This is a genomic window from Pseudomonas sp. Larv2_ips (assembly GCF_963879675.1).
In the GTDB taxonomy this organism is placed as follows: Bacteria; Pseudomonadota; Gammaproteobacteria; order Pseudomonadales; family Pseudomonadaceae; genus Aquipseudomonas.
The window spans coordinates 90,961-104,763 of the sequence record NZ_CAWOAW010000027.1 but is presented as its reverse complement, the minus strand read 5'-3'; the positions used below and the strand labels follow the sequence as shown (position 1 = coordinate 104,763).

The window sequence follows — 13,803 nt, the reverse complement described above, 5'->3', positions numbered from 1 at the left end:
TGTTCTCCTGCCAGGGGTCGACGCCCGTGCAAGGGCGCCGACCGGAACCAACGTCAGTCAGTGAGTTTTTCTGCCAGCGCTTTCACGCGAGCCAAATCACCCTTGGCGACCTTGGTCACGCCGGTGCCGTACTCCGGGTCGGCCTTGTAGAGGAACGACAGGATGATGTGCTTGCTCTCGTCATCCGTGGTGGCCAGCGAGCCGCCAAAGTTGTCGATCAAGTCCTGACGCTCTTTCTTGTTGTACGAGCGGTACAAATCACCGGCCTGCTTGAAGTTCTGCTCACGCTGGATCTTCGCCTGCTGGGTGCTGCCCGACAGCGCCGACTGGCTGTAGCGCGCGGTTTGCGGCTCTTCGCGCGGCAGCAGGCGGCTTGGCTGGTAGTTCACGCCGGTAGTGGTTTTGCCTGCATTCATCGCGCCGTCCTGGTTACCGTTGTTAACGGTTACCCGTGGGGCGTTGATCGGCAGTTGCAGGGCGTTCGGCCCCAGGCGGTACATTTGCGTGTCGGCATAGGAGAACACCCGGCCTTGCAGCAGGCGGTCTTCAGAGGGCTCGATACCTGGCACCAGGTTGGCCGGCGCCATGGCCACTTGTTCGGTCTCCTGGAAGACATTCGCCGGGTTACGGTTCAGCACCATCTGCCCGACTTTGCGCTCCGGTACGTTCGGCCAGATTTTGGTGGCGTCCAGCGGGTCGAAGTCGAACTTGGCCAGGTCCTCAGGCTTGAGGACTTGCACGTACAGGTCCCACTTGGGGAAGTCACCCTTGTTGATGTGGGTAACCAAGTCGTGGGTCATGTGGCTGTAGTCACGCCCTTGCACTTCGGTGACTTGCTTGGGGTCAAGGTTGTTGATGCCCTGCAGGCTCTTCCAGTGGAACTTGACGTAGTGCACTTCGCCCTTGGCGTTAATCAACTTGTAGGCATGTACGCCGTTGCCGTCCATTTCCCGATAACTGGCCGGGGTGCCGGCGTCGGAGTACAACTCGGTGAGTGTACGAGTGGACTCTGGAACATGGGAGAAGAAGTCGAAACGGCGGGAGTCGTCGTCCAGGTTAGTGCGCGGGTCGGGTTTGAACGCATGAACCATGTCCGGGAACTTGATGGCGTCGCGAATAAAGAAAGTCGGGAAGTTATTGCCGACCAGGTCCCAGTTACCTTCGGCGGTATAGAACTTGGTGGCAAAGCCGCGTGGGTCGCGCAGGGTTTCCGGAGAGTGGTTGCCGTGCACCACGGCCGAGAAGCGCACGAACACGGGCGTGGCCTCGCCTGCGGCGAACACTTTGGCCTTGGTCAGGTCGCTGAGGTCGTCAGTGACGGTGAAGGTGCCGTGGGCGCCGGTGCCACGGGCATGCACCACGCGCTCCGGAATGCGCTCACGGTCAAAGCGTTGCAGTTTTTGAATCAGTTGCACGTCTTGCAACAGCACCGGGCCATTGGCGCCGGCCGTTTGCGAGTTCTGGTTGTCGCCCACCGCCGCGCCGTTATCGCGGGTCAGGTTAGCAGCGTGTACGGAGAGTGAAAGCAGGCTGGCGCTCGCCAGTATCAGCGCGTGTCGCGCGATAACCGGCCGGCGCTTGATTGGATTCTTCATCGAGGTTTCCTCTGGTTTTTCTAGTGCACATTCAGTTGTGCTTGCCAGAGGCTAGTGACCCGCGACGCAGAAGATAAATAGAAAAACCCCACCGGGACGATTAAGAAAATACGGTGGTAAGCCACTGAAATAGCGAGTATTTCGCGCGCGATTGGTGGCACTTTGCAAACTATTTGCGTTTTAATGTGTCGATAAAAGCTGACAGTGTTAACGGTTGTGTCGCGCAAGCCCTCTACGACTGACTTACACTGACCTCCACCCTTCTCATCTGTAACAAGGAATAACCTATGGGCGTGATCAGTGAGTTCAAGGCCTTCGCGGTCAAAGGCAATGTGGTCGATATGGCCGTCGGTATCATCATCGGCGCCGCATTCGGCAAAATTGTTTCCTCGTTTGTAGGCGACGTCGTAATGCCGCCTCTCGGTCTGCTGATCGGTGGTGTGGACTTCGGCGATTTGGCAATAACACTCAAGGCCGCTCAGGGCAACGTCCCTGCGGTGGTGTTGGCCTACGGCAAGTTTATCCAGAGCGTGGTCGACTTCCTGATCGTCGCGTTTGCAATCTTCATGGGCGTGAAGGCGATCAACCGCCTGAAACGTGAAGAGGCTGTGGCCCCAAGCTTGCCGCCGACCCCGACCAAGGAAGAGGTGTTGCTGGGCGAGATCCGCGATCTGCTCAAGGCACAGAACGACAAGCCGCTTTAACCGGCACTGTTTTGGCCAAAAAGGCGCCTGTTGCAGGCGCCTTTTTTATGCGCCGTACTACCAGTAATTCTCTACTGCCACCTGGCCTGGGCGACGGCTCAGGCTCAGTTGCATGTCGCGTTGCTTGAGCAATTGGCGCGTGTCGTCGACCATCTGCGGATTGCCGCAGATCAGCACGCGGGAGTGTTCCGGGGTCAACTCGACGCCGGCCGCGCGCTCCAGTTCGCCATTCTCGATCAAGGTGGTGATGCGACCATTCAGGGCGCCAGGGTGTTGCTCACGGGTGACGGTGGGGATGTAGACCAGCTTGTGCGCATACTCGGCCAGGTACTCACGCTCGCCCAACGCGTGGATCAGTTCCTGATACGCAAGCTCCTTGGCCTCGCGGGCGCTGTACACCAGGACAATGCGCTCGAATTTCTCCCAGACCTCGAAGTCCTGCAGGATCGACAGGAACGGCGCCACGCCTGTGCCAGTGCCCAGCAGCCACAAATCTCGCCCGTCCACAAATCGGTTCAGCGTCAGAAAGCCTGTGGCCTGGCGCTCGACCATCAAGGTGTCGCCCACTTGCAGGCGGCTCAATTGACTGGTGAACTCGCCGCCCGGAACGACAATGGAGAAGAAGTCGAGGTGCTCGTCAAACGGTGAGGACACGATCGAATAAGCGCGCCAGACGGTGCTGCCATCCGCCTTGTTCACCCCCAGGCGCACGAACTGGCCGGCGGTGAACCGAAAACCCGGGTCGCGAGTGGTACGCAAAGTAAACAGGCTGGGGGTCAGCGATTGCACATCGAGCAAGGTCTGGCGGGTAAATTTCTCAGCACTGGCCGTCATGGGGGGCTCCGTTGAACAGGTGCCCTAGTGTCCCTCAAAGCGGCGCTGGGAAACACCGGTGGTTTGTACTGGCATTTTCATTGCTCGGGCATTCGCGAATATAACGCCAATGAAACGCTGATGCTTTCGACGCAATTGCACCTTTGCCGGGGTTTTCGTGCTCACACCAATTATTTAGCTATCGCCCCCTATCCAATAGGCCATTAGATGATGGCGTTCATAAAAACAGCCCTGAATAGGCCATTTCCACAACCTGTTAAATTCAATAAGTTTTCTTCACCCAACAACTAACCTCCACAAAAACTCAGTTGTTGTACAAGCTCAACAAATATAAATACCCGATCTTTCTGACAACTTTTTCATCTCAGTATGCGGGCTTTATCCTACACTCCTGCTCGTGGCGCATTGGGAGCCAGGACGTACCCAACTCACACCTACCCCATGGAGATTCACCCTATGGTTAACTGGCGCAACACGAGACTCCCAAAACTGGAAGGCGAGAACAAGATCACCACTGTTTACGAGATGATCGTCAATCAAACTTTCCAGCTCGGTTTTGAATATTGCTCATTTACGATGAGTTCTCAACAACCTGCCAACCAAACACAACCTATTCGATTAAACAACTATCCAAATGAATGGAATGCACTGTACAACCAAGCGCATTTTTTTGATGTGGATCCCATAGTTGCTCACTGCAAACGCAGCGTAATGCCGCTGGTCTGGGATGAAAAAGCGTTCAGCACCGCGCCGAATCTATGGACGCTGGCCCAATCGTTTGGTGTGCACCTGGGATGGACTCAAGCCGTGCATGACTTCCAGGGTGTATTCAGCATGCTGACCCTGGGCCGAAGTACAGGCAACGTCAGCCCTGAAGAGCTGTACGAAAAAGCAGGCCAGGTACTGTGGCTATGTCACGCCATGCACGCCGTCGTAGCGCAAACATATGCCGACACACCCAGTATCACGCCGCCCTGCAAACTGACCCCACGGGAAATAGAAATTCTCAGATGGTCAGCCATCGGCAAGACCGCCTCGGAAATCGCCACGATCCTGTGCCTGTCAGAGCGGACCGTGGGCTTTCATATCAGCAGTTGCCTCAAGAAACTGGGTGTTACCAACAAGATCGCGGCTGTACTGCGCGCCTCAAAAGCGGGGTGGTTTTAGCCAACCTGGAAACACCGCATGTAATCCCCTTGAAAAAAACGTAACATTTACGGCCAATTCTGAGTGTTGACGCTGCGCCTTGGGTGCCGCCTCGCCGTACACTCAGACGGTTACGCCGGGTACCACGCCCGTCGAACGCCCATCGATGACCAGAGTCTCCCCCGCCATGCCCCTGCTTGACAGCCCCTTCGCCCAGCTCGATCTGATCCGCCAGCCAGAGCAACACAATGACCCGCTGCAGGCCTTTGATGCCGCCGATGAGTACTTGCTCAACTACCTGGCCGAGCAGTCGCTGAATTCGGCAACCCGCGTGCTGGTGCTCAATGACAGCTTCGGCGCCCTGGCGGCCAGCCTCGAAGGCCAGGTGCAGGTGACGTCCAGTGGCGATTCGTTTCTGGCAGCCCTTGGCCTTGAGAAAAACCTGGTACGCAACGCCAAGGCGTTTGATGCCGTGGCGTTTGTGCCAGCCTCGCACGTAGCCACCGGGCCTTTCGACCGCGTGCTGATCCGCGTGCCGAAAACCCTGGCCTTGCTCGAAGAACAATTGATTCGCCTGCAAGGCCAGCTGGCGCCAGGCGCCGAAGTGATCGCCGGGGCGATGATCAAACACCTGCCACGGGCCGCCGGTGAACTGCTGGAGCGCTACATCGGGCCCATGCACGCCTCGCTTGCGGTCAAAAAAGCCCGGCTGCTGATCGCCACCGTAGATGCTCGCCCAACCGCCGTGTCGCCCTACCCTACCCGCTACACCCTGGACGCACCGGCCATCGAGCTGCTCAACCACGCCAACGTGTTCTGCCGCGAAGGCCTGGACATCGGCACCCGCGCCTTCCTCCCGCACCTGCCGAACAACCTCGGCAGCGCCCGCGTGGCAGACCTTGGCTGCGGTAATGGCGTGTTGGCGATCGCCAGCGCACTGCAAAACCCGGACGCGCAGTACACGCTGGTGGATGAGTCCTACATGGCCGTGCAATCGGCGGCCGAGAACTGGCAAGCCGCCCTGGGCGCTCGCGCGGTCACCCTGCGCGCCGACGACGGCCTGGCCGGTCAGGCGCCGCAGTCGCTGGACGTGGTGCTGTGCAACCCGCCCTTCCACCAGCAGCAGGTGGTCGGTGACTTCCTTGCCTGGCGCATGTTCCAGCAGGCGCGTGATGCCCTGGTCGTTGGTGGCGCGCTGTATATCGTGGGCAACCGCCATTTGGGCTATCACAGCAAATTGGCGAAGCTGTTCCGTGGCGTCGAGCAAGTCGCGGCCACGCCAAAGTTTGTGATTCTCAAAGCGCGCAAATAAAAAAACCCTGCCGCTCTTACGAGTGGCAGGGCTGAAAAGCCGGGCCGCGAGGCCCGGATTGGGATGTCAGTGGGTGGTCAAGCCCGCCGCGCTCATGAACATGCGCATCAGGCTGGCCACGACAAACAGGGCCAGCACGCTGCCGGTCCAGATCATCGCCAGCCATCCCAGGCGCCGCCACAACGGCTGTTTCTCGGCCTGTTCGATCTCGTGCAACGAAGGTTTGCCGGACATGAAACGACCCTCCTAGTGATAGCCGTCTTCGTGGGTGACCTTGCCGCGGAACACGTAGTAGCTCCAGAAGGTGTAGCCCAGGATGAACGGAATGATGAACAACGTGCCTACCAGCATGAAGCCCTGGCTTTGCGGCGGTGCAGCGGCGTCCCAGATGGAGACCGACGGCGGAATGATGTTCGGCCACAGGCTGATACCCAAGCCGCTGTAGCCGAGGAAGATCAGCACCAGCGTCAGCAGGAACGGCGTGTAGTGCGCATTTCGCGCCACCGCGCGGATCAACCCGTACATGGTCACCAGCACCAGAATCGGCACGGGCAGGAACCAGAACAGGTTCGGCAGGGTGAACCATCGCGAGGCGATTTCCGGGTGCGCCAGAGGCGTCCACAAGCTGACAATGCCGATCACCGCCAACACCACGAACGCCAACGGCCGCGCCAGGTTGTGCATCTGCTCCTGCAACTTGCCTTCGGTCTTCATGATCAGCCAGGTGCAGCCGAGCAAGGCATACGCGATGACCAGCGCAACGCCGCAGAACATCGTGAACGGCGTGAGCCAATCCAGCGAGCCACCGGCAAACTGACGGTCGACCACCGGAATGCCATCGATGAACGCCCCCAGTGCCACGCCCTGGAAGAAGGTCGCCGCAATGGAACCGCCGATAAACGCCTTGTCCCACAAGTGGCGCTTGTCGTCCTTGGCCTTGAAACGGAACTCGAAGGCCACGCCACGGAAGATCAGACCGATCAACATCAGGATCAGTGGCAGGTAAAGCGCCGACAGCACCACCGAGTAGGCCAGCGGGAACGCGCCGAACAACGCCGCGCCGCCCAGTACCAGCCAGGTTTCATTGCCGTCCCATACCGGTGCGACCGTGTTCATCATCACGTCACGGTCGACTTTGCCGGGAATGAACGGAAAGAGGATGCCGATGCCCAGGTCGAAGCCGTCCATGACCACGTACATCATGATGCCGAAGATGATGATCACGGCCCAGATCAGCGGAAGATCAATACCCATCTCAATTCCCCTTGTGCTGAATGTGGGCGTGGTCGTCGTCGCTGCCATCATCGGCGGCGGACAACGGACGGGCCGGCGTGCGTTTCTGGCCAGGGCCACCGTGGGTTGGCTCGCTGCCTTCGTGGGTCTGCGGCCCTTTGCGCACCAGGCGCATCATGTAGCCCAGCCCTGCGCCGAACAGCGCGAAGTACACCACCACGAACAGCACCAGGGTGATCGTCATCTGCGCCAGGCTATGCCCGGAGGAAGCGTCCGCCGTGCGCATCAAACCGTAGACCACCCACGGCTGGCGGCCGATTTCGGTGGTAAACCAACCGGCGAGAATCGCGATCAGGCCGGACGGGCCCATCCACAGCGCCAGGTACAGGAATGGCCTGGAGGTGTACATCTTGTCGCCCCGACGCAGCCAGAGGCTGAACAGGCCGGTGAAGATCATCAGGAAACCCAGGCCAACCATGACCCGGAACGACCAGAACACAATGGTCGAGTTGGGACGGTCTTCAGGCGGGAACTCCTTGAGCGCCGGCACCTGTTTGTCCAGGGAGTGCGTCAGGATCAAGCTGCCCAGGTAAGGAATTTCGACCGCGTATTTGGTTTTTTCGGCCTTCATGTCGGGCAGGCCGAACAGGATCAGCGGCGTCGGCTCGTTGCCGATATTTTCCCAGTGGCCTTCAATCGCGGCGATTTTCGCCGGCTGGTGCTTGAGGGTATTCAGGCCGTGAAAGTCACCGATCACCGCCTGGATAGGCGCCACGATCAGCGCCATCCACATTGCCATCGAGAGCATGGTGCGGATCGCCGGGTTGTCCTTGCCGCGCAGCAGGTGCCAGGCCGCCGACGAACCGACGAAGAACGCCGTGGCCACAAAGGCCGCCGTGGCCATGTGCATCAGCCGGTACGGGAACGACGGGTTGAAGATCACCGCCAGCCAGTCGGTAGGAATCACGCGCCCGTCGACGATTTCAAAGCCTTGCGGGGTCTGCATCCAGCTGTTGGACGCAAGAATCCAGAAGGTCGAGATCAGCGTGCCGACGGCCACCATCACCGTGGCAAAGAAGTGCAGCTTGCGCCCCACCTTGTTCCAGCCGAACAGCATCACGCCGAGGAAACCCGCCTCCAGGAAAAAGGCCGTGAGCACCTCGTACGTCAGCAACGGCCCGGTTACAGCGCCGGCGAAGTCCGAGAAGCGGCTCCAGTTGGTGCCAAACTGGTAGGCCATGACCAGGCCCGAGACCACGCCCATGCCGAAGTTGACGGCAAAGATCTTCGACCAGAAATGGTAGAGGTCACGGTAGGTGTCGTTATGGGTCTTGAGCCACAAACCTTCCAGCACCGCAAGGTAACTGGCCAGGCCGATAGTGATCGCCGGGAACAGGATGTGGAACGAGATGGTGAATGCGAATTGAATTCGGGCGAGATCTAGCGCCTCCAAACCGAACATAAGTCTTCCTCTGTCAGGTAATACCGGCTGCTGGCTGGGAGCCTGCACCCACTGCCCCCACGGATATGGAGTGTGGCGAATTTCAATTCGTTTCTTTTTTTAACCCACCACGTAGGGAATCGGGCCTTTCGGCCTCCAGAACAATCCCGGGGCTGGTTTTGATCTGGATCAAGCATTGCTGAAAGAGTAGTCCCATTTTCGCTGTAGGACGGCGTGGTCTTTTGCCGCGTGACAGCTTGCCTCATGCCGGTGCACAGCAAACCCTTGCAACTATTTGTTACAGCATGATGCTAATCTCGCCGTTCCCTCTGCTCCCGACCTGAATTCCCGATGCCTACTAGTGAACCCGCGTTGCTGTTGCGTCACCATCGCCCTTTCATCGCGTTCTGGCTGGCACGGATCTTCACCGCCAGCGGCTTCCAGATGCTCACCGTGGCCATCGGCTGGAACCTCTACCAACTGACCGGCAACGTGCTGGACCTGGGCTTGGTCGGCCTGGTGGAATTCATCCCGCGCGTACTGTTCATGCTGCACACCGGGCATGTGGCCGATCGCTATGAACGACGCAAGGTCGCCGCCATCTGCCAGACCGTGCAGGCGCTGATTGCCTTGTCCCTGGCCATCGGCGGCCTGACCGGCAACGTGACGCGCGAGATGATCTTTATCCTCGCCTTCCTGCTCGGCGCCGCGCGTTCGTTTGAAATGCCGACCACCCAGGCGCTGTTGCCAAGCATCGTGCCCAGCGCACTGTTCCCGCGGGCCGTGGCCTCGTCGCAATCGGCGCAGCAACTGGCGACCATCGTCGCGCCAGCCTTGGGCGGTTTGCTCTATGCATTCGGCAGCGTGTGGGTGTATGGCCCGACAGTGGCGTTGTACCTGATCGCCTGCGTGCTGACCCTCAACCTGCCCGCACGCCAGACCCCGCTGAACAAAGCCAAGGCCACCATGGACTCGCTGCTGGCCGGGATTCGCTTTATCCGCAGCCGCCCGGACATCCTCGGCGCCATCTCGCTGGACCTGTTCGCCGTGCTGTTGGGCGGTGCCACCGCGTTGCTGCCGGTGTTTGCCAAGGACATCCTGCTGACCGGCGCCTGGGGCCTGGGGCTGCTGCGCTCGGCACCGGCGGTGGGCGCGTTGTTGATGTCGTTGTGGCTGGCACGGTTTTCGGTGGACCGGCATGTCGGGCGCGTGATGTTTACTGCCGTTGGCGTGTTTGGCGTGGCGACCATCGCGTTCGGCCTGTCGACCTCGTTCTGGTTTTCGCTGGCGGTGCTGGTGGTGCTGGGCGCAGCAGACATGATCAGCATGGTAATCCGCGCGTCGTTCGTGCAACTGGAAACGCCGGATGAAATGCGCGGCCGCGTCAGTGCGGTCAACGGCCTGTTTATCGGCGCGTCCAATCAACTGGGCGAGTTCGAATCGGGAATCACCGCCCACTGGTTCGGCACCGTGCCCGCCGTGGTCATGGGCGGGATCGGCACGCTGCTGGTGACCGGGGTGTGGATAAAACTGTTCCCAACCCTGGCCAATCGCGACCGGATGCATGTGGCGGTAGAAGAGCCGAAGGCTGAAGCGGCGAAGGTCTGAGCACCGCCGCCTGACCGGAGGCAGCACTACAGAACACTGTGGGAGCGGGCTTGCTCGCGAAGGCGGTGCATCAGTCGATACAGTCATTGACTGACGCCGCGCTTTCGCGGGCTAACCCGCTCCCACAGTGGTTTTGAGGTGTGTGCTAGAGCACCTTGTCCAGGGTGACAGGGAAGTCGCGTACCCGTTTGCCGGTGGCGTGATAAATCGCGTTCGCCACCGCCGCCGCCACCCCGACAATGCCGATTTCGCCCACGCCTTTGGAGCCCAGGGCATTAACGACTTCGTCATGTTCTTCGACAAAGATCACGTCAATCTCGCCAATGTCGGCGTTCACCGGGATGTGGTACTCGGCCAGGCTGTGGTTCATGTAGCGCCCCAGGTGGTGGTCGATCTGCGTCTCTTCATGCAGCGCCATGCCAATGCCCCACACCACGCCGCCGAGGATCTGGCTGCGGGCCATCTTCGGATTGACCACGCGACCGGCGGCAATCGCGCTGACCACGCGGCTGACCTTGATGGTGCCCAGGTCTTCATCGACCCGCACTTCCACAAATACCGCCGAGTGAGTGGCCGTGGCGTAGCCCTCGCGTTTTTTGTCGGGCTCGCTGTCGACCTGCACTTGCAGCGCGTCCTCACCGCTGTCTTTAACCAGTTGGGCCAACGACACACTCACGTCGCCTGTGTGCAATTGGCCGTCTTCAAAGCGCACGGACTCGGCGTCCTTGAACACCGGGTACGTCTGCCGGGCAATCTTCAGCAGTTTGGCGTTCAGCGCTTCGCACGCCTGTTGCACGGCAGTGCCGACGGACGACACGGTAAACGAGCCGCCCTGCAAAGGCGCGGTGGGCAAGGACGAGTCCCCCAGCAAAAATTGGATATCGCCCATCGCCACACCGCTGGCCTGCGCGGCAATCTGGGTCATGACCGTGTAAGTGCCGGTGCCGATATCGGTGGTGGCGCTGCTGACTGTCAATTTGCCTTCGGCGTCGATGCTCGCCTTGGCGCTGGCCTTCATCTGCATGGCTTCCCACACGCCGCCGGCCATGCCCCAGCCGATCAACTGGTTGCCGTCACGCATGCTGCGTGGCTCCGGGTTGCGCTGGCCCCAACCGAAGCGTTCGGCGCCTTCGCTGTAGCATTCGCGCAGGGCTTTGCTCGACCAGGGTTTGTCTTCGTTCTGGTTGCGCTCGGCGTAGTTGATCAGGCGCAACTGCACTGGGTCCATGCCCAAGGCACAGGCCAGTTCGTCCATGGCGCACTCCAGGCCGATCACGCCCAGCGCGGCGCCTGGCGCGCGCATGTCCAGCGGGGTGTAGACATCCAGCGGCACCAGGTTGTAGGTCAGCTGCACGTTATCGCAGTGATAGAGCATGCCGCTCCACTCCACCACGTGCTCGCTGAAGTCTTCGAAGCGTGAGGTCTGGCCAATTGCGGTGTGCCCCAACGCCAGCAGCCGACCGTTGGCGGCCGCGCCCATCTGCAACCGCTGCAAGGTGCGGGGTCGGTAGCCAAAGGTGAACATCTGTTGACGCGTCAGGGTGACGCGCACCGAACGCTTGAGCGCCAATGACGCCATCACCGCCAGGGGCAACTGGTACTGCGGGCGCAGGCCGGAACCGAAAGCGCCGCCGACGAACGCGGCAAAAATCCTCACCTGGCTCTCATCCAGGCCGAAGATTTTTTGCACATAGGCCTGGCAGTTCTGCGGGCCCTGGGTTTTGTCGTGGATATGCAAGGTGCCATCCGGCTGATACAGCACCGTACTGGCGTGGGGTTCCATCGGGTTGTGGTGTTCGATGGGCGTGCTGTAGTGCACGTCGAGGCTGACGGCGGCAGCGCTCCACTCGGCCTGGAAGTTACCGCGGGGCGCGGGCGGCGTTTGCGGCGAGGGGTGCGCCTGCTCCTGCATGGCCAGCAAGTCGGTTTCAAAGGCTTCGCTTGCGTACTCGATCTCGACCAGAGAGCCGGCATGTCGCGCCAGCTCCAAATTGTCGGCAATCACCAGCGCCAAGGGCTGGCCGCTATAAAGGACGCGGTCGTTGTAGAGCGGGCGAAACGGCGAGCCATCCGCCGCATCGTCGTCGGCGAACGCGTCATCGTAGCTGGCAAGCCTGGGGCGATTGTGGTGATCCAGCACCATGACTACGCCCGGCAGCGCCAGGGCCTTTGAGGCATCGATCTTGATCACCCGGCCCTTGGCGATGGTGCTGGAGACCACACTGCCGTGCAGCAAGTCTTTGTCTGGAAACTCGCCGGCATATCGCGCCTGGCCGGTGACCTTGAGCAGACCGTCGACGCGGTCCAGAGGTTTGCCGATAGCGGTCATGGAAGTTCTCCTGCGACAGCCGCGTCGCTCAGGGCGCGAATAATGCCACGGCGCGCCAGCTTGATTTTGAAGCCGTTGTGTTCCAGCGGTACGGCGTCTTGCAGCAAGGCGTCGGCGGCGTTGCTGAAGGTTTCGCGGCTGACCGTCTGGCCGATCAGCGAGGCTTCCACCGCGCGGTCACGCCAAGGCTTGTGGGCCACGCCGCCCAGCGCAACCCGGGCGTCGATGATTTGGTCGCCGTCCAGTTCGAGGGCGGCGGCCACGGAGACCAGGGCAAAAGCGTAAGAGGCGCGGTCGCGGATTTTCAGGTAATGGCTGTGACGGGCCAACTGGCTGGCGGGCAGTTCGATGGCGGTGATCAACTCATCGTCGGCCAGCAGGTTGTCGCGCTGCGGCGTATCGCCGGGCAGTCGATGGAAGTCAGCAAATTCGATGACACGCGCACCTGCGCGGCCTTCGACATGCACCCGCGCCTCCAGCGCCGCCAAGGCCACGCACATGTCAGACGGGTGCGTGGCGACGCAGTGTTCGCTGGCGCCGAGGATCGCGTGGATACGGTTCAAGCCGGTGCGCGCCGGGCAGCCGCTGCCGGGTTCGCGCTTGTTGCAGGGCACGCTGGCGTCATAAAAGTAGTAGCAGCGAGTGCGCTGCAATAAGTTGCCGCCGGTGCTGGCCATGTTGCGCAACTGCGGCGAGGCTCCGGCCAGGATGGCCTGGGACAGCAGTGGGTAACGCGCCTCGATCACGGGGTGCCAGGCCAGGTCGGCGTTGCTCACTAGCGCGCCGATCATCACGCCGCCACTGGCGGTCTCTTCAACGCCCTGCAGCGGCAGGCCGGTGATATCGATCAAGTGCTCGGGGCGGCTGATGTTTTCTTTCATCAGGTCCAGCAGGTTGGTGCCACCGGCGATAAAACGTGAAGCCGCGCTGCTCATGTGCACGGCCTCGTGCACATCGGCTGGCTTGCTGTACTGGAAGGGATTCATTGCTCACCTCCCTGGGCGCGGCAGGCCGGCAAGGCGTCTTCGATGGCATCGCGGATGTTGCTGTAGGCGCCGCAGCGGCACAGGTTGCCGCTCATCAGCTCCTTAATCTGCGCGGTGTCGTGGGCGCGGCCTTCATTGGCCAGGCCGACGGCGGAGCAGATCTGCCCTGGGGTGCAATAGCCGCACTGAAAGGCGTCATGCTTGATAAAGGCTTGCTGCATCGGGTGCAACGCGTCGCCGTCGGCCAGGCCTTCGATGGTGGTCAATTCGGCACCATCGCACATCACCGCCAGGGTCAGGCAGGCGTTGACGCGTTTGCCGTCGCGCAACACTGTGCAGGCGCCGCATTGGCCGTGGTCGCAGCCTTTTTTACTGCCGACCAGATCCAACTGTTCGCGCAGCAGGTCCAGCAAGGTGGTCCAGGGCAACACGTCAAGTTGGCGGTCCTGGCCGTTCAGGGTCAGACGAATCGGGTGGCTGACGAACGGTCTGGCCGCCGCGCCATTGGGGGTTGCGCTCATAAACACCTCACGGGTTGGGGTATATCCGCGGCGTTCAGGAAAGTCGCCGTCTCAGGGGTACGACTTCCCGGGGTATTGAGCGTTCAAGAGGATT

Annotated in this window: 12 protein-coding genes; 4 read left to right on the top strand and 8 right to left on the bottom strand. The window is 60.8% G+C overall.

Annotated elements, in window-relative coordinates; all coding sequences use genetic code 11:
* Positions 1-53 precede the first annotated feature (53 nt).
* The gene (katB, locus tag AACV02_RS17460) at positions 54-1,595 is read right to left on the bottom strand and encodes a catalase KatB (protein ID WP_119740979.1); all 1,542 of its coding nucleotides are present in this window, start codon (positions 1,593-1,595) and stop codon (positions 54-56) included.
* A gap of 287 nt (positions 1,596-1,882) precedes the next feature.
* Here katB and mscL point away from each other — a divergent pair, with 287 nt between their 5' ends.
* A complete protein-coding gene (mscL, locus tag AACV02_RS17455; protein WP_106579295.1) occupies positions 1,883-2,299 on the top strand; it encodes a large-conductance mechanosensitive channel protein MscL in 417 nt (138 codons plus the stop codon).
* A gap of 57 nt (positions 2,300-2,356) precedes the next feature.
* On the opposite strand, the gene AACV02_RS17450 is transcribed toward mscL, so the two are convergent.
* Entirely contained in the window at positions 2,357-3,133 is a 777-nt protein-coding gene (locus tag AACV02_RS17450) for a ferredoxin--NADP reductase (protein ID WP_119740977.1), read from the bottom strand.
* A 456-nt stretch (positions 3,134-3,589) separates the two neighbouring features.
* Here AACV02_RS17450 and AACV02_RS17445 point away from each other — a divergent pair, with 456 nt between their 5' ends.
* Positions 3,590-4,300 (top strand): helix-turn-helix transcriptional regulator, encoded by a 711-nt coding sequence (locus AACV02_RS17445; protein WP_119740975.1) that lies wholly within the window; start codon positions 3,590-3,592, stop codon positions 4,298-4,300.
* A gap of 166 nt (positions 4,301-4,466) precedes the next feature.
* The gene (locus tag AACV02_RS17440) at positions 4,467-5,591 is read left to right on the top strand and encodes a methyltransferase (protein WP_119740973.1); all 1,125 of its coding nucleotides are present in this window, start codon (positions 4,467-4,469) and stop codon (positions 5,589-5,591) included.
* Positions 5,592-5,657: 66 nt separating this feature from the next.
* Here AACV02_RS17440 and AACV02_RS17435 read toward each other — a convergent pair whose 3' ends face one another.
* The 3 genes from AACV02_RS17435 to AACV02_RS17425 are packed head-to-tail and all read right to left on the bottom strand — an operon-like array spanning position 5,658 to position 8,286.
* Complete coding sequence (locus AACV02_RS17435) at positions 5,658-5,825, bottom strand: DUF2474 domain-containing protein (protein ID WP_071489954.1); 168 nt, start codon at positions 5,823-5,825, stop codon at positions 5,658-5,660.
* 12 nt (positions 5,826-5,837) lie between these two features.
* The gene (cydB, locus tag AACV02_RS17430; protein ID WP_106579299.1) at positions 5,838-6,845 is read right to left on the bottom strand and encodes a cytochrome d ubiquinol oxidase subunit II; all 1,008 of its coding nucleotides are present in this window, start codon (positions 6,843-6,845) and stop codon (positions 5,838-5,840) included.
* A gap of 1 nt (position 6,846) precedes the next feature.
* Entirely contained in the window at positions 6,847-8,286 is a 1,440-nt protein-coding gene (locus AACV02_RS17425; RefSeq protein WP_106579300.1) for a cytochrome ubiquinol oxidase subunit I, read from the bottom strand.
* A gap of 330 nt (positions 8,287-8,616) precedes the next feature.
* On the opposite strand from AACV02_RS17425, the gene AACV02_RS17420 reads away from it, so the two are divergent.
* On the top strand, positions 8,617-9,873 hold the full coding sequence (locus AACV02_RS17420; protein ID WP_119740971.1) for an MFS transporter: 1,257 nt from the start codon (positions 8,617-8,619) through the stop codon (positions 9,871-9,873).
* 145 nt (positions 9,874-10,018) lie between these two features.
* Here AACV02_RS17420 and AACV02_RS17415 read toward each other — a convergent pair whose 3' ends face one another.
* Genes AACV02_RS17415 through AACV02_RS17405 form a run of 3 tightly spaced genes read right to left on the bottom strand, consistent with a single transcriptional unit; the run spans position 10,019 to position 13,709 of the window.
* The gene (locus tag AACV02_RS17415; RefSeq protein ID WP_119740969.1) at positions 10,019-12,202 is read right to left on the bottom strand and encodes a xanthine dehydrogenase family protein molybdopterin-binding subunit; all 2,184 of its coding nucleotides are present in this window, start codon (positions 12,200-12,202) and stop codon (positions 10,019-10,021) included.
* Entirely contained in the window at positions 12,199-13,188 is a 990-nt protein-coding gene (locus tag AACV02_RS17410) for an FAD binding domain-containing protein (protein WP_119740967.1), read from the bottom strand. Before AACV02_RS17410 ends, AACV02_RS17415 begins: the two co-directional genes overlap by 4 nt.
* Complete coding sequence (locus AACV02_RS17405) at positions 13,185-13,709, bottom strand: (2Fe-2S)-binding protein (protein ID WP_106579304.1); 525 nt, start codon at positions 13,707-13,709, stop codon at positions 13,185-13,187. The genes AACV02_RS17410 and AACV02_RS17405 overlap by 4 nt, the downstream gene beginning before the upstream one ends.
* Positions 13,710-13,803 lie beyond the last annotated feature (94 nt).